Source organism: Gemmatimonadota bacterium, from assembly GCA_040388535.1.
In the GTDB taxonomy this organism is placed as follows: domain Bacteria; phylum Gemmatimonadota; class Gemmatimonadetes; order Gemmatimonadales; family GWC2-71-9; genus Palsa-1233.
Genome location: JAZKBR010000006.1, coordinates 1 through 20,367, shown reverse-complemented (window position 1 = coordinate 20,367; position 20,367 = coordinate 1). Strand labels below are relative to the sequence as shown.

The window sequence follows — 20,367 nt, the reverse complement described above, 5'->3', positions numbered from 1 at the left end:
CGTCGTCGCCTGACTCAGGGCTTCTTGGCGCCTGGCGCCGGAGCCGGTGCCGTGCCGCCGGTCTTCAGGCGATCCACGACACGCTGGGTGAGATCACACGCCTTGTCGGCCGTGAGAATATTCGAACTCTGCTGGCTCACGTCGAAGATCATCGTGATGTTGTTCTCGGCACGAATCCCTTCGATGATCGCCGTCACGCGCGACTCGATCGGGGCGAGCAGTTCCTGCCGGCGCGCACCGGCACGCTGGGTCAGTTCCTGCTGACGCGCGTCGAGCGCGGCCTGCTGGGCCTCGAGCTTCTTGCGGCCGGCGTCGCGATTCGTCGGCGAGAGCATGGCCGAGGACTCCTCGAACTTGGCGGCATCCTTGTTGAGCGAATCCGTCAGCTTGGCGATCTCGCTGCGATACCCCTCGAACTCCTTGGTCCAGATCGATTCGGCCGCGGCGTAGCCCGGCGTCTGCGCGAGCACAGGCTGCGCGGCAACGTAGGCCACCTTGCAGCCAGCGCCTGTCTGGGCCGAGGCGACGGCAGCAGTACCAGCTACCAGCGAGAGGAGCATCAGGGCCCGGATGGGAAGACCAACACGCGTCATTGCTTCGTCCTTGTAGAACTGCTGTGAATATGGGGCCGCACAGTGCGACCCTAGAAGAAGTTCCCGAGCCGGAAGTGCAACTTCCAGCCTGGAGCCGGGCGCCCCGTCCGGTCGGTCCGGTCGAACCCGTATCCCAGGTCCAGCCCGATCGGCCCAAGCGGGGAAATTAATGCCGCGCCCACGCCCGCGCCCCGGAAGAGGCGGGTAGGGTCGTACTGCCGAACGCTGCGGTAGACGTTGCCGGCGTCGAAGAACGTGTTCACGTACAGCGACTGGGAGAGCCGGGCGCCGAACTCGACCGTGAAGGCCGCGTAGGACTTGCCGAAGGCATCGGCGCTCGCGGCCGAACCGGCCGCGTTGGCATCGAAGCCGTTGGGCGTGATGGAAAACTCGTCGTAGCCGCGCAGTGGGATGCCGTACTGCACGCCACCGAGTGAATACAGTTCGGTAAAGAAGCCGCCCGGGTTTCCGAAAATGAATCCGGACTTGGCAGTGAACCCGAGAGTGAACTGCACACCGCCACCGAAGCTCTCCGACTTGCCACCAAGGCGGCCAAGCGGCGTGAACCAGCGCGTGTCGAAATCCATCTTCTGATAATTGCCGGTGCCACCGAGCGGACCGCCGTTCTGCTCGACGCCGACCGACACCTGCGAACCGGCCACCGGGAACGGCAAGCCGACCCGGGTATCGCGCAGGAACGAGAGCCCGACCGTGGACCTGGTGCAGGGCGAGCAGCGGAAGCGCGACTGCAGGTCGGCCGACCCATCGGTGTAGCGAATCTTCTGGAAGCCATAGCTCGCGAACACGCGGGAGTAGCGCGAGCCGAGGAACGGCAGGCCGAACTGCAACGAGCCACCTTCCTGCCGACGACGACCGAGGTCGCCGATGGTGTATTTCTGGCGCGAGTTGTAGAGCGTGACCGTGCCGGAGACGCGCGACTCGCGAATGGCCGGGTCCGTGTAGCTCAGCGAGAAGTCATTGATGTTCTTGCCGAACTGCCACTGCAACTTGCCGCGCTTCGCCCGACCGAAGAGGTTCGGTTCTTCGAGCCCGATGAAGCCGCCGAGACCGGTACCCTGCCCCACGGACGCGCCGAAGTTGATGTTGCCGGTGCGCTTCTCCTCGACGTGGAACGTGATGTCGACGTCGACGCCATTCGGCGCGGGGTCCACTCCCGGGCTCGGCATCGGCTGCTGGAAGAATCCAAGGTTGCCGATGTTCTGGTAGGAACGGAGGAGCCGGTCCTTGTTGAAAAGTTCGCCAGGGAGGAGAACAATCGCCTCGCGGATCACCCGTTCGTGCGTGACCTCGTTCCCGGTGATATAGATCTTGTTGATCGTGGCGGGGGCGCCTTCCTGGATGCGCCAGCGGAGATCGAGCACCGGCGTGCCATCGGGCTTGATCCGCCGCGCCTGTTCCGGTTCGACCTGCGCCGTGATGTAGCCGTTGTTGGTGTAGAGGTCCTTGATCTTCTCGGTGGCGGCTTCCCACGCGTTGCGATCGAAGACACCGCCGATCTCCTTCCCCGAGCCGACCTGATCGGCCGTGCCGAAGGGCAGCCCCGCCATCAGCTCTTCGGAAGAGAAGCGGTGGTTGCCGAGGACCTCGAGCGTTCCGACGTGGAAGACCTGGCCCTCGTCGACGGTGAGCTGCAACACCGCCTTGCCGGTCTTCGGATCGGGGAGCAGCGTATCCTTGGCCACCTGGAAGTCGATCAGTCCCTTGCCGCCATACCACTTGGGCAGCCGCTCGCGCTTGTCGAGATCGATTTCGCGCTCATCATAGGCGCCGGGACGGAACCACCAGAAGCCTTCGGGCTTGGAGCCGATGTTCGCGACGATCTGTTCGTCGGTGAAGTGGGTGTTGCCGACCACATCCACCCGCGAGATCGAGACGCGATTCCCTTCGTCGACCTGGAAGTTCAGCCGCACGCCACCATCGGTCGTCGCCTCTTCCTTCACCGTCACCTGCGCGGTGTAATACCCTTCCTTGCGATACATCGAGTCGATCTCGAAGCGCCCTTTCGCGACCGCGGCGCGATCGATCGGGCGGCCCTCGAGAAGCTTGATGCGCTCCTTGACGTTGCCCATCGAGATCTTGACCGGGCCTTTGAGCGTCCAGCTCCTCAGGATCGGGCGCTCCTTCACGACAATAGCCAGCACCAGCAGACTCGCCGCCTCACGCTGCTCGACCGAGACATCATCAAACTGCCCGGTGAGATAGAGCGCGGAGACCGCGCGCTGGATCTCGCGGTAGGAAATCTTGGTATGGACCAGGAGCCCCGACGCCGCGACGACCTGCTCCGCCGTGAGCCGGGCGTTGCCTTCGACCTTGATGCTGTCGACGGCCGGCAACTCCGGCGGCGCCCCCTGCCGATCCTGGGCGACCAGACGCAGCGGCAGCAGCATGACCACCAGGAGCAGCGCGCCGCGCCACCACGCACGCACTTCTCCCGCGCGACGCTTCAGCATCGGGGCGGTCAGGCCTGGGTCCCGGTCAGGGCGCGAAACGAAAGCTTGTCACCTTCCGGAGCCACATCCACCTCGATCTCCTCGCCCGGCGTCACGTCGCCGCTCAGGATGCGCTCGCTGAGCGGATCCTCGATGTATCGCTGAATCGCGCGCTTCAAGGGGCGCGCACCGTAGCTCTGGTCGTAGCCGTGGTTCACCAGAAAGTCGATCGCGGCCGGCGTGAGCCGGACCTCGTCGCCGATCCGTCGGGTGACATCCCGCAGCAGCACGGTGACGATCTTCGCGATGTGTTCCTTCGAGAGGGGGTGGAAGACGATGACGTCATCCAGCCGATTGATGAATTCCGGATTGAACACCTTGCCGATCTCTTCCTTCACGGTCTCCGACATCTTCGCGAAGCTCCGCTCGCCGTCGCCCGAGTGGAAGCCGAGCGACTTGCCCTGCATGATATCGCGTGCGCCGACATTCGATGTCATGATCACGACAGTATTCTTGAAGTCGATGACCCGACCATAGTTGTCGGTGAGGTGCCCCTCATCAAGGACCTGCAGCAGGATGTTGAAGACATCCGGGTGGGCCTTCTCGATCTCGTCGAGCAGGACGACCGAGTACGGCTTGCGGCGGACGGCCTTCGTGAGCGTTCCGGAATCCTCGTAGCCGACATATCCCGGCGGCGCACCGATGAGGCGCGAGACCGAGAACTTCTCCATGTACTCCGACATGTCGACGCGGATGAAGGCGGTCGGATCGTTGAAGAGGAACCGCGCCAGGGCGCGTGCCAGCTCCGTCTTGCCCACACCGGTCGGGCCGGAGAAGATGAATGACCCGATGGGGCGGTTGGGATCCTTGAGCCCCGCGCGCGACCGGCGGATGGCCCGCGACACGGCGTGAATCGCCTCGTCCTGGCCAATCACCGACTGATGGATTTCGTCTTCCATCCGCAGCAGACGTGACGCTTCGGCCTCCTGGATGCGCGTCACCGGAATGCCGGTCCAGCGCCCGACGATGAACGCGATCGCTTCCTCGTCGATGATCGGACGCTTGGTCTGGCGCTCCTTTTCCCATTCCTCCTGCACGCTCCGGATCTGCTGCTGCAACTCGCGATCACGGTCGCGGAGCGCGGCCGCCTTCTCGAAGTTCTGGTCGCGGATCGCCTCTTCCTTCTCGGCCGTGACCTTCTCGAGCTGGAGCTTGAGCTCGCCCACTTCGGCGGGCGGATGCTGTGACGCAAGCCGGGCGCGCGCGCCGGCCTCGTCGATCACGTCAATCGCCTTGTCCGGCAGGAACCGGTCGGTGATGTAGCGCTCCGAGAGTTCCGCCGCGGCCTTCAGCGTCAGGTCGGGAATGGTGACCCGGTGATGCTCCTCGTACTTCTTCCGCAGCCCCTTGAGAATCTCGATGGTCTCCTCGATCGACGGCGGCTCGACCATCACGGTCTGGAACCGGCGCTCGAGCGCGCCATCCTTCTCGATGTACTTGCGGTACTCGTTCAGGGTCGAGGCACCGACACACTGCAGCTCGCCGCGCGCGAGCGCCGGCTTCAGCATGTTCGAGGCATCGATTGCGCCTTCGGCAGCACCGGCGCCGACCAGCGTGTGCAGTTCGTCGATGAAGAGGATGACGTGCTTGCTCGCGGCGATCTCGTTCATGACCGCCTTGAGGCGCTCCTCGAATTGACCGCGATACTTCGTTCCCGCGATCACCGCGGCCATGTCGAGCGAGAGCACGCGATGATCACGCAGCACGTCGGGGCACTGGCCGTTCGCGATGAGGAGGGCGAGCCCTTCGACGATGGCGGTCTTGCCGACACCGGGTTCGCCGATCAGCACCGGATTGTTCTTCTTGCGGCGTGCGAGAATTTCCATCACGCGCTCGATCTCCTTCGCTCGCCCGATCGTCGGATCGAGCGCGCCCTCGGCGGCCAGCACCGTGAGGTCGCGGCAGAAATGATCGAGTGCCGGCGTCTTGGACTTCTTCTCGCTCTTGGGTGGCACGGCCTGCGGCCCGCTTGGCGCGGCGGCTGAGGTTGCTCCCGGTGCCGGGGGCAAGTCGCTCCCGAGCAGGCGGAGCGTCTCGGCGCGCGATTGTTCAAGCGTCACGCCGGCGTCGGTGAGCACCTGCGCCGCGATCCCCTTCTCCTCGCGCAGCAGCCCGAGCAGCAGGTGCTCGGTGCCGACGTAGGAATGATTGAGTTCGCGCGCTTCCATCATCGCGAGTTCGAGGACCTTCTTGGCGCGGGAGGTGTACGGCAATTCGGGGCCGGCCGCGGCGGCCGACTTCCCCTTCTTGACCGTCTCCTCGATCTTCTGCTGCACTTCCTCGAGATCGACGCCCAGATTGGTGAGCACTGCAGCGGCCACGCCCTCGCCTTCGCGAATGAGGCCGAGGAGAATGTGTTCGGTGCCCACGTATTCATGGTGCAGTCGCGCGGCTTCCTCGCGCGCCATCTGCAGCACCTTACGCACCCGGTCGGTGAAGTTGTAGCCGTTCATCGTGCCCTCCCCTCATCTGCGAACAGACGGCGCACGAGCGTCGCCCGATGCACCGCCAGCGCCTCATCCTCGAGGCCGGTCCCGGCCGCTCGTGCCACATGCGCAGACTGCGCCAGCACCAGCAACCGGTTCATTGTCCCCAGCGGCAGCGGCGGCAGGATGCCGAGGCTGACGCCGAGTCGGACGCTACTCAGTAACTCGACCAGTTCCTCGAAGGTCACCGCACGGGCGTGGCTCAGGAGCCCCCACGCGCGCCAGACCCGATCGTCGAGCACTGCGGCCGCGTCGCGCCGCAGCACGTCGCGCGCCTGGATTTCGCACTCCATCACCTGACGAACCAGCCGCCCGAGGTGATCGAGCAATTCGCTTTCCGACTTGCCAAGCGTGGTCTGATTCGAGAGCTGAAACAGGTTCCCGAGGACCTCGCTCCCTTCGCCATAGAGCCCGCGGTAGGTCAGCCCGACCTGGGCCAGACCCTGCAGCACCTTGGCGATCTCGCGGGTAAGAACAAGGCCCGGGAGGTGGATCAGCACCGAGGCGCGCAGCCCAGTGCCGACGTTGGTCGGACAGGCCGTAAGATAGCCGAATTCGGGGTGGAAGGCGAAGGAAAGTCGCGCTCCAAGCTCACCGTCGGCGCACTCTGCATCGGCAAATGCCTGATCGAGCGCGAACCCCGACCGGAGCCCCTGCACGCGCAGGTGATCCTCCTCGTTCAGCATCACCGCGACCGCCCCGGCAACCAGCACGGCCCCGCCGCCGTGGACCCGCCCCACCGGATCGACGCCGGCGAGTTCCCGCGAGACCATTTGCCGCTCCTGCAGCCAGCGGCGCCCCTCGAGCGGGAGCAGATCGAGCCGGTGGAGAGCCGCCCCGGCCAACGACGGACTGTCGGTCGCCGCCCGTCGGACACTCTCCAGCACCCCCTCACGCTCCGCCTCGCTGTTTCGCCCCCGAAAGCCGACCCCTGTCAGGTTTCGGGCGAGACGGACCCGCGTAGAGACCACCAGGTCGGCCCAGGGGCCGCTGGCGGAGAGCCAGGGCAGCTCATCATCACCCCCGGCATTCTGCGGGCCGGTCATCCCTCGAGCCCCCGCAACCGGTCGCGGAGTTCGGCCGCGAGCTCGAACTGTTCCGCCGCGACTGCCTCGCGCAACGATTCGCGCAGCCGGAGCCGCTCGCGGATCAGGTCCGAGGCCGGGTCGCCAGCATCGGTGGCCGAGCGGTACCGCCGACCAACGTGGCGCGTGCCGCCGTGCACCCGCCGCAGGAGGTCCCGCAACGGCCGTTCGAAGGCAACCCAGCAATCGGCGCATCCCAGTCGTCCCGATGCCCGGAAGTCGTCGAGCGTTGCGCCGCAGGTCGGGCACGGCTCTCCGGTCGCCGCAGCCGCCGCCAGCGGAGTGGCCCCCTGCCCCATCGCCGCGAGAAACGCTCCCAACGGCGAATCCGCCACCTGGGATTCGGCGGGAACGCCGCGCTCGGCCGCGCACTTGCCACAAAGGCGCAGGGTAGTGACTTCGTCGCCCACCACCTGCGTCAGCTCGACCTCCGCATCACGGACGTGACACGCCTGGCACGGGGTCACGGGTGCGCCTCGACCGCCTCGGCCAGGCGGAGTACCCCGCCATCGAGCGCCAGGACTCGATCCGCACGCGCCGCCAGCTCACGGTTGTGGGTCACCGCCACGACTGCTGTCCCTGCGTCGCGTGCCAGCGAAGCGAGGAGATCGTGCATCCGTGTCGCCGTTGGTGGGTCGAGGTTGCCCGTGGGTTCATCGGCGAGCAGCAATCCCGGGCCGGTGACCAGGGCCCGCGCGAGCGCGACACGCTGCTGTTCGCCGCCCGAGAGGAGAGTGACTCGCGCTGATGCCCGCGCCGAGAGTTCGACGCGATCGAGCAGCGCATCGGCCCGGCGACGAGCCTCGACCGGCTCAAGCCCAGCGATGAGCAGCGGCATCATCACATTCTCGCGCGCGGTGAAATCGCGCAGGAGATGGTGGAACTGGAAGACGAAGCCGAGACGCTGGTTGCGGAGGCCGGTGAGCCGTTCGTTGCTGAGTGAGGCATACGACACTCCCTCGAGCAGAACGTCGCCACCATCGGGGCGATCGAGTCCGCCCAGGATGTGCAGCAGGGTGCTCTTCCCCGAACCGCTCGCACCGACGATCGCGATGAACTCGCCCGCCGCGAGGGTCAACTCAGTTCCGTTGAGCACGGTGAATGCCGCGCCATCGCCGCCCACGAAGCGTCGGGTGAGTCCGGTGGCCTCCAGGAGGGCGCTCATTCGGCGCGGATGGCGTCGACCGGCACGAGCGACGAGGCGCTGCGCGCGGGCGGGATGGTCGCGAGAATTGCAACGAGAATGGACGCCACAACGACCACCACCACATCAAGCGGCTCGATCCGCACCGGGAGGTGGTCGATGAAGTACACCGACGGGTCGATCTTCACGGCGCCGGAGCGATCGACCACCACCGCAATCACCAGCCCCAGTACCAGGCCGATGGAAGTGCCGATGATGCCGATGATCGCGCCCTGGGCGAGGAAGATGCGCGCCACGCCGCTCGACGGCAGTCCCATCGCCTGCAGGATGCCGATCTCGCGTGTCTTGAACGCGACCACCATCGTGAGTGTGCCGACGATGTTGAGTGCGGCCACAATCATGATGAAGAAGATCACCAGCCCCATCGCGCGCTTCTCGAGCTCCAACGCACTGAACAGCGTCGCGTTCTGCGCCTGCCACGCCTCGGCGCGGTAGGGATAGCCGAGCTGATCGGCGAGGCCAGTGGCGATCTTCGGGGCGTCGTCGGGGTTGGCGAGCCGGAGGCCGATCTCGGTGACGGCACTGTCGAGCCCGGCAAACTCCTGGGCGAGCGCGCGCGTCATCACGACAAACTCGTTGTCGTAGATGTACATCCCGGTCTGGAAGGTGCCGGTGACCTCGAAGCGCCAGTAGACCGGTGTCGGCATGCCGAGGGCGGCGTTCACCTTCGACAGATTCGGCTCGACCATGGTCACGACATCCCCGGGGCGCACCGAGAGACGTCTTGCCAGGCCCGCCCCAAGTACAACGGCGCCCCGCACGTCCGGCGCCGTCGTGCTGAAGTTCCCGTCCCCCTCGACAATCGCGCTCTGGATGTCGGTGACCACTTTCATGCCGTCCCCGGGCTCGAGCCCGAGGACCTTGACGCCTTCAGTGTAGCGCGACGAATTGATGACCAGGCTCATCGTCGTCACTTCCGGCGCAGCCGCGATCACGCCGGGATAGCGCTGCACTTTCTTGAGCTGATTGCGCCAGTCCTGCATCTCGAGATTGGCGCCGAAGGTGAGCACGTGCACGTGGGGTGACCCAACGAGGATCTTGTCACGCAAGTCGTCGCGCAGGCCGTTCATTACGCCGAGGACCACGATGAGTGCGGTCACGCCGACGGCGATGCTGCCGATGGCAATGGTGGTCTGGAGCGACGCACTCCGGGTGCCACGCTGACCACGGAGGTAGCGAAGCGCGATCCGCCGCTCGAGGGCCGTGGGCCACCACTTCGCCATGGTGCGTTACTCGCTGTCGGCCGGGCGGCCGTCGCTCTCGGGTCGCATCGCCGGGAAGAGAATCACGTCGCGAATGGAAGCCTCATCGGCCAGGAGCATCACGAGCCGGTCGATGCCGACACCGATCCCGCCGGTGGGTGGCATCCCGAACTCGAGCGCCCGGATGTAGTCGGCATCGAACTGCTGCGCTTCCTCGTCGCCGGCTGCGCGCTGATTGACCTGGTCCTCGAAGCGGCTGCGCTGGTCGTCGGGGTCATTCAATTCGCTGAACGCGTTGGCGACCTCGCGCCCGAGCACGAAGAACTCGAAGCGCTCGGTGAGCCGTGGATCATCGCGGTGCGGCTTCGCCAGCGGGGAGAGTGCCTTGGGATAGTCGAGGACGAAGGTTGGCTGGACCAGCGTCGGCTCGAGTGAGGCCTTGAACACCTCGTCGAGCAGTCGCCCACCGGCCATCGTGGCCACGGCTTCGGCCGGCTCGCCCTGGCGACGGAGATACTCGCGCATCTCCTCCTCCGTGTTCGTCAGCACGTCGATGCCGCTGGTCGCTTTGATCCCCTCGACAAACGACACCCGGCGATAAGGTGCCGTGAAGTCGAGCGAGACACCCTGCCGCTCAAGGATCAGCGTGTCGAGGGATGAATGCACGATGCCCGCGAGAAGTTCCTCGAACATCGCCAGCACGTCGCGGTAGTCGGCATACGCCTGATACCACTCGAGCATGGTGAATTCGGGATTGTGGGTCCGGTCCATTCCTTCGTTGCGGAAGTCGTGGCCGATCTCGTACACCCGCTCGAAGCCACCCACGATCAATCGCTTGAGATAGAGCTCGTCGGCGATGCGCAGAAAGAGCGGCATGTCGAGCGCGTTGTGATGGGTCACGAACGGCCGGGCCGATGCGCCACCATAGAGCGGCTGCAGCACCGGGGTTTCCACTTCGAGGAAGCCACGCTCGTCGAGGAACCGCCGGATGTAGCCGATGACGCGGGCGCGCAGCCGGAAGGTCTCGCGGAGTTCGGGGTGCACGGCGAAGTCGGCGTAGCGCTGACGGTAGCGCACTTCCGGATCGGTCAGCCCGCCGTGAAGTACCGTACTGCCGTCGGGAAGGGTCTCGACCTTGCCACGCGGCAGGGCCCGCAGTGACTTGGAGAGCAGTTCCACGTCGCGCACGGCCACACTGATCTCGCCGGAGCGCGTGCGGAAGAGCCGGCCCGCGACGCCCACGTGATCATCGAGGTCGAGTCGCTCGATCGTGGACCAGAGCGCCTCGAGTTGATCGCGGCGGAGATAGAGCTGAATCCGACCCGACACATCCTCCAGGTGCGCGAAGATGGTCTTGCCCTGCCCGCGCCAGGCCACCAGACGGCCGGCGACACGCACCGCGGGGCCGTCCTCGCCCATCGCGTCGTCCCACAGCGCGAGCGCCTCGGCGGCAAGATGGCTGCGGGCGTAGGAGTAGCCGTACGCCGCGACACCATTGGCCTCGAGTTCCGCGCGCTTGGCGCGACGGGCCTCCTCGATATGCGTCCGTTCCAGCAGGTGCTCGCTCACGCCGCCTTTCCTCCGAACCGCTTGAGGTACGCCTCGATGAATTCGTCGAGGTCACCGTTCATCACGCCCTGCGCATCCGACAGCTTCAACTCGGTCCGGTGGTCGTTGACCATGGTGTACGGCTGGAACACGTATGACCGGATCTGGTTGCCCCAGGAGTTGTCGGTCTTGGTGGCCTCGACCAGCGCTTTCGCCGCCTCCTGCTCCTCCAGCTTGCGCTGGTAGAGCGCCGCCCGCAGCATCTTCATCGCGGTGTCCTTGTTCTTGAACTGACTCCGTTCCTGCTGGCAGGTCACCACGAGGCCGGTCGGTTCGTGGGTGAGTCGCACGGCTGACGACGTCTTGTTGACGTGCTGGCCGCCGGCACCCGATGCGCGATAGACATCCATCTTGATGTCTTCGTCGCGCAAGTCGATCTCGATCGTGTCATCGATGTCGGGATAGACGAAGACCGAGGCGAATGAGGTGTGACGCCGCGCCTGCGAATCATAGGGAGAAATCCGGACCAGCCGGTGGACGCCCTTCTCGGCCTTCAGGAAACCGTAGGCGTACTGCCCCTTGATCTCGATGGTGACCGACTTGATTCCGGCCTCTTCGCCCGGCATCAGGTCCATCACGGAAACGGAGAATCCTTTCCGCTCTGCCCAGCGACGATACATGTACATCAGCATCTCGGCCCAGTCCTGGGACTCGGTGCCGCCAGCGCCTGGGTGGATGGTGAGGATGGCATCGCGCCCGTCGTCGGGACCTTGCAGCATCGTCTGCAGGGAGAAGCTCTGGAGCTCGCGCGAGATCCGCGCGATCTCTCCTTCGAGATCCTGAGACAGGGCCGGGTCTGGTTCGAGTTCGAGCAGTTCGAGGAGCCCTTCGGCATCGCCGATCCGATTGACGAGATCCTGATAGGGAGTGATCCATCCCTTCAGGGTCTTGATCTCCTGCACCTGCTCTCGTGCGCGCGCCGCGTCGGCCCAGAAGGCCGAATCGGCCTGCTTGGCTTCGAGATCAGTGAGTCGCGCTATCCGGTGATCGAGGTCAAAGGAAGTCTCGTAGCTCGAGAACCTGCTTCTTCAACCCTGCCACGCGCTCTGCCAGATCTGCCATCAGGTGCTCCTGTCTTTCTGGTGCGGATCGGGCCGCTCACCCGCCCCACGGTGGGCGACGGCGAACGGCCCGACGTCAGACAGGAATAATAGCGGAATCACCCGAAGAGCGCGCGTCCCTCGGCCAGGATCTCGTTGAGTGCTTCCGTGAAGTACGGCGTCGTCGATGCGACGTCTTCCCCGACCTGCTCGGTGTACTCCTCCCAGCTCTTCCGGATCTCCTCGGCAAAGAGGTCCTTGAGGTTTCCCTCGGCCAGACCGCGTTGCCGCTTCTCGGGATGATAGACGACGAGATCGGAGACGAGCGCCCGAGCCAGTCGACGCGCCCTGGTGGAGGGATCCTGCTGGAGGAACGGATTGCTGAAGCGATTGCCGCTCGGCGGCGAGAGCGGCGCCACCGGCGGCGGCGGCGCGGGCGGCATGGCCGAGTCCTTCGGCAGCGTCGCGAAGGGCACCGACGGGGGCGAGAGCGGCGGGATCGGCGTTTCGTCGAACTCGATGCTCGGAAACGCAGGCGACACCGCGATCGGTGCCGGCGGCGGCGGAGTCACTGGTGCGGGCGCCGGTGCCGGTGCCGGACGTGGAGCGGGGCTCGGCATCGGGGCCGGCGGCAGTTCGAAGACCGGCGGCGGCGGTACCGCTGCGGGCGGCGGCATCGGCACGGGTGCGGCGATGGCCGGCGCGGATTCGCGCGGGAGCACCGGCGATGCCACCGGACGACGGACCGCGATCAACGCGGCACACACCGAGCAGCGGGCACGGACGCCGCGCTCCGGCACCTTCGCCGGATCAACGCGGAACACCGTCGCGCACTGCGGACAGGTCACATTCATGACATCCTCACGAGGAGCGGGCGTCACGTCCGCCGGGACCACTCCGCAATTCCTGGTCTCCACGGCGACGATCGACAACAAAGACTGATCCCGGCAGCGTCTTGGCGTAACTCTTCATTTCGGTCGCCAGCTCGCTCACCTGCGCCGGGTGGGTGAAGCGACGATGCTGATTGGTCACCACGCCGATCGACAGCGTCATCAGCGGCACCCGGTGGAGCTGACCGCGCCGGTCCTTGCCGAAGAAATAGCCGGCGCGTCGATCCTGTTCGCTGTATTGCAGCGGAATCAGTTCGTCGAACACGGCGAGAATCTCGCTGCACACCGGCGCATGGTCACCCAGCGACGTGATGAAGATGAAGTCGTCGCCGCCGATATGTCCGACGAAGCCGTCGGCACCGAGCATACCGCGCACGACGTCGTGGAGAATGCGCGAGAGGATGTAGATGACGCGATCGCCGTCGTAGTAGCTGTAGCGATCGTTGAACTCCTTGAAGTGATCGAGGTCGGCATAGCAGACTGCGAACGGCAGGCTCGCGTCGAGGCGGCGCCGCATCTCGCGTTCGATCTCGGTCGTGCCGGGGAGCCGAGTGGAGGGGTGCACCGCCACGTCTCGCTCGGTACGGGCGATCAGCGCGTCGAGTCGCGCGCGCTGTTCCTGCGGATCGAAGAGTGGCGTCAGGATTTCATCGGCACCAGCATCGTACCAGCGGCAGTTGGCCGCCGCGTCGTGGCCCCGCGTGAGCACCGTCACGGGAACGATCGCGGTGAACGAATCTGACTTCAGCCGACGGACCATCGCCTCCCGCTCGGGGGAAGTCGGGTCGTCGTCGACGAACACCAGCGCACCGCGTCCGCGCAGCACCAGGGCCTCGACCTCCGCGGGAGAGGCATAGGCCTCGATCGCGAGGTCGCGTGCCGCCGCCCACCGCCCGAGGAGCTCGGGCGGTGGCCGGTCATCGGCGCCGCAGTAGAGTAGGATGCGCCGCTGCATTCGCACGTCGGCACTCCGGGACGAGGGTCAGGACAGGCAACGTACGCGGACCGGACAGGAGCGTCAAATAAACCACGCCGCAGCCCCGATGAGGGCATAGAGCGCCAGGAGCTGGACGCCCTCGAACCAGTGCGACTCGCCATCGAGGGTGATGAACGCCGAGACAATCACCGCCATGCAGAGCCCCACGATCTCGAAGGTGGAGAAGACCAGGTTCATCCCGGCCACCCCCATGAAGGCTCCGGCAAAGACCAGTATCGGCGCAATCAGCAATGCAACTTGAGTGCTCGACCCGAGGGCGATCTGGAACGCGAGGTCGGTCTGCCCCTTCCGTGCCACCACAATGGCGGTCGCATGCTCGGCCGCATTGCCGATGATCGGGATGATGATCAGGCCCAGGAACGCCTGTGAAATGCCGAGATTCGCGGTAACCGCCCCGACCTGGTGGACGAGGATCTCGGACATGACGGCCACCCCGGCCGTGCCCAGCGCCAGGAGCCCGACCGCTTTGCCGACGCCCCACGATGGCCCGTCAAGGCCGCCGTGCCCACCGCCGCCGAAGAGCGGCTTGTGGGTCCGCAGGACGAAGAGCAAGGAGAAGCCGTAGGTCACCGCGAGCACAGTGGCCACGGCCTCGGAGAGATGCAGTTCCACACCCACCAGTGCTTCGGGATGAATGGCGTGGAAGAGCGCCGGGAAGATCAGGCCCGCCACCGCGAGCGCGAGCATCGCCGCACCCATTCCGGCATTGGTCCGGTTGAACGAGAGCAACGATCGCCGACTGCCACCCACGACGAGCGAGAGTCCGAGGATCAGCAGCAGGTTGCCGAGGATCGAGCCGGTGATCGAGGCCTTCACCAGATCGACATATCCAGCGCGCAGCGCCGCGATGGCGATGATCAGCTCGGCCGCATTGCCGAACGTCGCGTTGAGCAGTCCGCCGAGCGTCGGCCCGGTGCGCTCGGCCAGGTGTTCGGTGGCATTGCCCATCAGCCCCGCGAGCGGCAACACGCCGAGGCAGGCCGCTGCGAAGATCCAGACCGGGTCGCCGTGCGTCTGCGACAGATAGACGGCGAGGGGCACGGCCAGGAAGAGCACCGCGGACAGTGGCACCGCGCGCTTCTTCTTCTCGATAGGTGCGTCGCGCGGCGGCTTGGGCGGCGGCGTCAGCCGGGGCCGCTCAGGAGCGCGCGCAAACGGAATGTCGTCGGTCTCGGGGTCGCGGCGCGGCCGCGGCTCGGGCTTCGGGCGCGGCTCCGGCCGGGGCTTCGGGTCGCCTTTCGGCTCCTGCTTCGGGCGCGGCTCACGGGGTTCGCGTGGTTCCTTCGGCTCGCGCGGCTCTTTGGGCTCGCGTGGTTCCTTCGGTTCGCGCGGCTCTTTCGCTTCACGCGGCTCTCTCGGCTCGCGCGGTTCGCGTTCGGGCCGGGAGACTTCCGCTGATCCTGGCCGGATGATGGCGCGCAGCTTTGATGGCTTCAACTGGAATTCGCTTAACGCGCGGGCGAGTGCGCCGCGTGGCTCCCGGATCATCGCGAGGATGATGTCGTCGGCATTGCCCTCGGTGCGACCGTCGGCCGTCGCGAGTTCGGCCGCGAGTTCGAGCACGCGCTGGCCTTGCGAGGAGAGTCCACCGGGAGCAGCGACGGGCCCTGGCCCGCGACGGCGCTGTTTGCCCGACGCGAGCAGCGTGCGAAACGCTTCCGGCGTCAGGCCAGCTGCCCGCATGGTATCGGCGGCAGGTCCGGTGGCCGACTCGAGCCAGGCGAGGAAGAGGTGTTCGGTGCCGACAAAATCGGCTTCAAGCGACGCAGCGAGCGTGGCCGCGTCTGCGCGCAGTTGATCGGGTATGGTCACGGGAATCAGGTAAGAGGCTTGGCTTCGTCGATCAGCATGATCGGGATATCGTCTTCGACGGCGTACACGAGACGACAGGCGTGGCAGACGAGGACTTCCTCGGGTTCGCGACGATACTCGAGATCGCCGTGACACTTGGGACAGACGAGGATGTCGAGCAGTTCATTCGGCAGGGCCATCAGCTGTTCTCGTCGTCAGCAACTGGGAAACCGAACCGGGCGAGTGCGGTGGCCGAACGACGCCACTTCGGCAGCACCTTCACCCAGGTTTCCAGGTAAACCGCTTCGCCGAGGAGCTCCTCGAGCCGAATGCGGGCGTGGGCACCAATCTTCTTGAGCGTGGCGCCCTTGTGGCCGATGACGATGCCTTTCTGGGACTCGCGCTCGATATAGAGTGTCGCCCGAATGTACACCGGCTTGCGGTCCTCCCGGAACTCGTCGACCTCGGCCGCGAAGGAGTACGGGACCTCTTCGCCGAGTTCCTCGAAGGCTGCCTCACGGAGATACTCGCCAACGAAGAAGCGGACCGGCTGGGTGCCGATATCATCGACGTCGTGACGGAAGGCCCCCTCGGGAAGGAGCGCTCGCACCTTGGCGAGGAGCCGCTGCACGGAATTGGCATCCTGGGCCGAGGTGACGATCGCTTCCTCGCTGAGCACCTGCCGCCGGGCGAACGAGACCAGGTCACCCTTGGTATAGACGGTCATCACCTGGGCGCGGAACGGCGGCGCGTCGGGGACGAGCTCGTGGAACGGCGGCGCAGGCGCGTCGGCGGCGGGATGAAGATGGAGCACGAGATCGACCGTATTGAGTGCCTCGATGGCCATGCGCCGCATGCTTTTCTGGAGCAGGTACGCGGGGTCGAGGAGGCCGGGGAGGTCGATCAGCACGAGCTGGGTGTCTTCGTCGGTGATGACACCGCTGGTCGGAATGCGCGTCGCTTGCGCCTTGGGTGACACCATCGCGAGATGGGTACCGAGGAGGGCATTGAGGAGCGATGACTTGCCGACATTGGGCCGGCCAGCGAGGGCGACGTGACCGAAGCGAGGCATAGGAGGAAGATAGTCGTGGGTGGAAAACGACAAAGCCGGATCCCGTGAACGGAATCCGGCTTTGCGATGGGGGTGGCTGACGACGGTCTACTCTCCCACCACCTCGCGGTGGCAGTACCATCGACGCTGCAGGGCTTAACTACCGTGTTCGGAATGGGAACGGGTGTGGCCCCTGCGCGCTGGTCGCCAGCCAATATCTGTATTTGACAGATCTTGGCAACTGAAGCATGGGATGATGTGGTTGTTACACGGGAACGATCACACAAAAACTTGGGGAGAGATCAAACTTCACGGGCGATTAGTACCGCTCGACTGAAGCGCTTGCACGCCTTGCATCTGCGGCCTATCAACCAGGTAGTCTCCCTGGGCCCTTTAGAGATCTTAAGATCTAGGAGTGTTCATCTTGGGAAAAGTTTCCCACTTAGATGCTTTCAGCGGTTATCTTCGCGCGACATCGCTACCGGGCGATACCCTTGGCAGGATAGCCCGTACACGAGCGGTCGCTTCGTCCCGGTCCTCTCGTACTAAGGACGACGTCCCTCAACACTCCCACGCCCACGACGGATACAGACCGAACTGTCTCACGACGTTCTGAACCCAGCTCATGTACCACTTTAACCGGCGAACAGCCGGACCCTTGGGACCTTCTCCAGCCCCAGGATGTGATAAGCCGACATCGAGGTGCCAAACCGCGCCGTCGATGTGAACTCTCGGGCGCGATAAGCCTGTTATCCCCAGCGTACCTTTTATCCGATGAGCGATGGGCCGTCCACACGGTCCCACCGGATCACTTACACCGACTTTCGTCCCTGCTCGCGCCGTCGCGCTCGCAGTCAGGCTGGCTTCTGCGTATACACTCCTCGTGCGATTACCGACCGCACTGAGCCAACCATTGTGCGCCTCCGGTACTTTTTAGGAGGCGACCGCCCCAGTCAAACTACCCGCCTGCCACGGTCCTCGCCGGTGTTGCCGGCTGAGTGAGATTGTTAGTAAACGAAGGGTGGTATTTCACTGGTGCCTCCACCACGGCCAAAACCGCGGTTTCACTGGCTCCCACCTATGCTACGCAACGCATACCGACAATCAATGACAGGTTGTAGTAAAGGTGCATGGGGTCTTTTTGTCCTGTCGCGGGTAATCGGAATCCTCACCGATGCTTCTATTTCGCCGAGCTTACGGAAGAGACAGCTCCCAAGTCGTTACTCCATTCGTGCAGGTCGGAACTTACCCGACAAGGAATTTCGCTACCTTAGGACCGTTATAGTTACGGCCGCCGTTTACCGGGGCTTCGGTTCATTGCTTCGCCTTGCGGCTGACAACTCGCCTTAACCTTCCGGCACCGGGCAGGAGTCAGAGCGTATACGTCGGCTTGGACAATGCCTTTGCACGCTCCTGTGTTTTTGCTAAACAGTCGCTTGGGACGATTCTCTGCGGCCGGTCTCGCCTTCCCTTGATTAGGTCAGCTACTGCCGGCACCCCTTATCCCGAAGTTACGGGGTCATTTTGCCGAGTTCCTTTTCCGTAAATCACTCGAGCACCTTAGGCTGCTCGCCTCGCCTACCTGTGTCGGATTACGGTACGGTCAACTGCAGTCCTGGTTCGCGAAGCTTTTCTCGGCAGTATGCGTCAACTTCCCTTTGCGGGGCGGTGAAGCCCCTTCGGCATCGGCTCTCGACTAACCCAGTCTTTAAATCCCGGGCAACGTCTACCACCTTGCAACGGCACAACCACCCGCCGTCGGAAATCCTGCTCCTGCGTCCCTCCTCGAACTCGTAACGGCCTACAGTTGGTACGGGAATATTGACCCGTTTCCCATCAGCTACGCCTCTCGGCCTCACCTTAGGGACCGACTAACCCTGAGCTGATCGACATGGCTCAGGAAACCTTAGGCTTACGGTGACAGGGGTTTTCACCCTGTTTATCGCGTACTTAATCCGGCATTCTCACTTCCCACCGCTCCACCGCAAGGCTTCCGCCGCGGCTTCGTCGCTATGGGAACGCTCCCCTACCCCTCACGCTTAGCGTGAAGACGATGCTTCGGCGGGCGGCTTAAGTCCCGACCATTATCGGCGCGGCTACGCTGGACTGGTGAGCTATTACGCACTCTTTAAAGGAATGGCTGCTTCTAAGCCAACCTCCCAGTTGTCACAGCATACCCACATCCTTTGCTACACTGAGCCGCCACTCCGGGGCCTTAGCAGTCGTTCTGGGTTCTTTCCCTCTCGCCGCTGTACATTAGCGCACAGCGACTGCCTCCCGGCCAGCATTCCTTGGGCATTCGGAGTTTGGTTGGGGGAGGTACTGCTTACGCAGCCCGGACCCATCCAGTAGCTCTACCTCCCAGGAACTCATTTGCCGAGGCCATACCAAAATATATTTCGGGGAGAACCAGCTATCTCCGAGCTTGATTGGCCTTTCACCCCTATGCTCAAGTCATCCCAGCGGTTTTCAACCCACATGGGTTCGGTCCTCCACCGCCTGTTACGGCGGCTTCAACCTGCTCAAGCATAGATCGCCACGGCTTCGGGTCTACGCCCACGTACTTGCGCCCTATTCAGACTCGCTTTCGCTCTGGCTCCGGCCCTGAGGGCCTTAACCTGCACGTGAGCAGTAACTCGCCGGATCATAATGCAAAAGGCACGCAGTCACTCCCTTGCGGAAGCTCCTACAGCTTGTCAGCACACGGTTTCAGGATCTATTTCACTCGCCACCAGGCGTGCTTTTCACCTTTCCCTCACGGTACTAGTGCACTATCGGTCATTGAGGAGTATTTAGGCTTGGAGGGTGGTCCCCCCTGATTCGCGCAGCATTCCACGTGCGCCGCGCTACTCGGGATACCACTAGGGGTCGTACGCAACCGGTTACCGGGCTGTCACCGTCTTTGGCGGGCCTTTCCAGGCCGCTTCACCCTCGCGTCGTTCATCCCATGTCGTGGTCCCACAACCCCGGAGGAGCAAGCTCCTCTGGTTTGGCCTCTTCCCCGTTCGCTCACCGCTACTCAGGGAATCTCGGTTGATTTCTTTTCCTGCCGGTACTGAGATGTTTCAGTTCCCAGCGTTGGCTTCCTTTCGGATGACTAAGCTCGCACCTAGTCGGGTTTCCCCATTCGGGCATCCTGAGATCACAGCTCGTGTGCAGCTCCCCCAGGCTTATCGCAGCTTACCGCGCCCTTCATCGCCTCTCAATGCCAAGGCATCCACCGTGTGCATTATTGCGTTTGATCTCACTTCATTTGAAATCGGTGTGATTCCTTCCCCGTGTTCCACTCTTGCGAATAGAACACGCACATCATCCCACCTTCGGTTGTCAAAGAACTGAAAGTGAAATCAGGGAGAAAAGCCGGCTGAGTGCGGGCGACACCAGAAACCTTTCGCGGTGCGATCCGAAGATCCACCCTACTCGGTATTCCAGAAAGGAGGTGATCCAGCCGCAGGTTCCCCTACGGCTACCTTGTTACGACTTCGCCCCAGTCACTGAATTGACCTTTGGCGGCTGCCCCCTTGCGGTTAGCCCACCGACTTCAGGTCCCCCCAGCTTCCATGGCGTGACGGGCGGTGTGTACAAGGCCCGGGAACGTATTCACCGCGGCGTGGCTGATCCGCGATTACTAGCGATTCCGGCTTCATGCAGTCGAGTTGCAGACTGCAATCCGAACTTAGACCGGCTTTTAGCGATTAGCGCACCCTCGCGGGTTGGCAACGCTCTGTACCGGCCATTGTAGCACGTGTGTCGCCCTGGACGTAAGGGCCATGATGACTTGACGTCGTCCCCACCTTCCTCCGGTTTGACACCGGCAGTCTCCCTAGAGTGCCCGACTTTACTCGCTGGTAACTAGGGACGAGGGTTGCGCTCGTTGCGGGACTTAACCCAACATCTCACGACACGAGCT

Annotated in this window: 14 protein-coding genes and 3 rRNA genes; all 17 read right to left on the bottom strand. The window is 64.3% G+C overall.

The features are described from left to right. Positions 1–14: 14 nt before the first annotated feature. Positions 15–593 (bottom strand): OmpH family outer membrane protein, encoded by a 579-nt coding sequence (locus V4558_13170; protein MES2306453.1) that lies wholly within the window; start codon positions 591–593, stop codon positions 15–17. A 50-nt stretch (positions 594–643) separates the two neighbouring features. Continuing rightward, on the bottom strand, positions 644–3,064 hold the full coding sequence (gene bamA, locus V4558_13165) for an outer membrane protein assembly factor BamA (protein MES2306452.1): 2,421 nt from the start codon (positions 3,062–3,064) through the stop codon (positions 644–646). An 8-nt stretch (positions 3,065–3,072) separates the two neighbouring features. After that, positions 3,073–5,556 (bottom strand): ATP-dependent Clp protease ATP-binding subunit, encoded by a 2,484-nt coding sequence (locus V4558_13160; GenBank protein ID MES2306451.1) that lies wholly within the window; start codon positions 5,554–5,556, stop codon positions 3,073–3,075. Continuing rightward, positions 5,553–6,635: an ATP--guanido phosphotransferase gene (locus V4558_13155; GenBank protein ID MES2306450.1), complete on the bottom strand. Its 1,083-nt coding sequence runs from the start codon at positions 6,633–6,635 to the stop codon at positions 5,553–5,555. Before V4558_13155 ends, V4558_13160 begins: the two co-directional genes overlap by 4 nt. Continuing rightward, positions 6,632–7,141: a UvrB/UvrC motif-containing protein gene (locus tag V4558_13150; protein ID MES2306449.1), complete on the bottom strand. Its 510-nt coding sequence runs from the start codon at positions 7,139–7,141 to the stop codon at positions 6,632–6,634. Before V4558_13150 ends, V4558_13155 begins: the two co-directional genes overlap by 4 nt. Further along, a complete protein-coding gene (locus tag V4558_13145) occupies positions 7,138–7,839 on the bottom strand; it encodes an ABC transporter ATP-binding protein (GenBank protein MES2306448.1) in 702 nt (233 codons plus the stop codon). Before V4558_13145 ends, V4558_13150 begins: the two co-directional genes overlap by 4 nt. After that, entirely contained in the window at positions 7,836–9,101 is a 1,266-nt protein-coding gene (locus V4558_13140; GenBank protein ID MES2306447.1) for an FtsX-like permease family protein, read from the bottom strand. The genes V4558_13145 and V4558_13140 overlap by 4 nt, the downstream gene beginning before the upstream one ends. Before the next feature lie 6 nt (positions 9,102–9,107). Next, positions 9,108–10,649, bottom strand: coding sequence for a lysine--tRNA ligase (lysS, locus tag V4558_13135; protein MES2306446.1), 1,542 nt, complete (start codon positions 10,647–10,649; stop codon positions 9,108–9,110). Beyond that, positions 10,646–11,750 (bottom strand): peptide chain release factor 2 gene (gene prfB / locus V4558_13130; GenBank protein MES2306445.1). Its coding sequence is split into 2 segments (ribosomal slippage): positions 10,646–11,683 and positions 11,685–11,750, totalling 1,104 coding nucleotides; the frame shifts between segments, so codons are not numbered across the junction. The genes lysS and prfB overlap by 4 nt, the downstream gene beginning before the upstream one ends. A gap of 97 nt (positions 11,751–11,847) precedes the next feature. Next, the gene (locus V4558_13125) at positions 11,848–12,582 is read right to left on the bottom strand and encodes a zinc-ribbon domain-containing protein (GenBank protein MES2306444.1); all 735 of its coding nucleotides are present in this window, start codon (positions 12,580–12,582) and stop codon (positions 11,848–11,850) included. Between the two features lie 7 nt (positions 12,583–12,589). Continuing rightward, on the bottom strand, positions 12,590–13,573 hold the full coding sequence (locus V4558_13120; protein ID MES2306443.1) for a diguanylate cyclase: 984 nt from the start codon (positions 13,571–13,573) through the stop codon (positions 12,590–12,592). Positions 13,574–13,636: 63 nt separating this feature from the next. Next, positions 13,637–15,427: a calcium/proton exchanger gene (gene cax, locus V4558_13115; GenBank protein ID MES2306442.1), complete on the bottom strand. Its 1,791-nt coding sequence runs from the start codon at positions 15,425–15,427 to the stop codon at positions 13,637–13,639. A gap of 5 nt (positions 15,428–15,432) precedes the next feature. Beyond that, positions 15,433–15,606, bottom strand: coding sequence for a Trm112 family protein (locus V4558_13110; GenBank protein ID MES2306441.1), 174 nt, complete (start codon positions 15,604–15,606; stop codon positions 15,433–15,435). Beyond that, positions 15,606–16,478, bottom strand: coding sequence for a GTPase Era (gene era / locus V4558_13105; GenBank protein ID MES2306440.1), 873 nt, complete (start codon positions 16,476–16,478; stop codon positions 15,606–15,608). Before era ends, V4558_13110 begins: the two co-directional genes overlap by 1 nt. Before the next feature lie 74 nt (positions 16,479–16,552). Then, positions 16,553–16,669, bottom strand: a 5S ribosomal RNA gene (gene rrf / locus V4558_13100). A gap of 86 nt (positions 16,670–16,755) precedes the next feature. Then, positions 16,756–19,701, bottom strand: a 23S ribosomal RNA gene (locus V4558_13095). 188 nt (positions 19,702–19,889) lie between these two features. Beyond that, a 16S ribosomal RNA gene (locus V4558_13090) occupies positions 19,890–20,367 on the bottom strand; the annotation flags it as partial.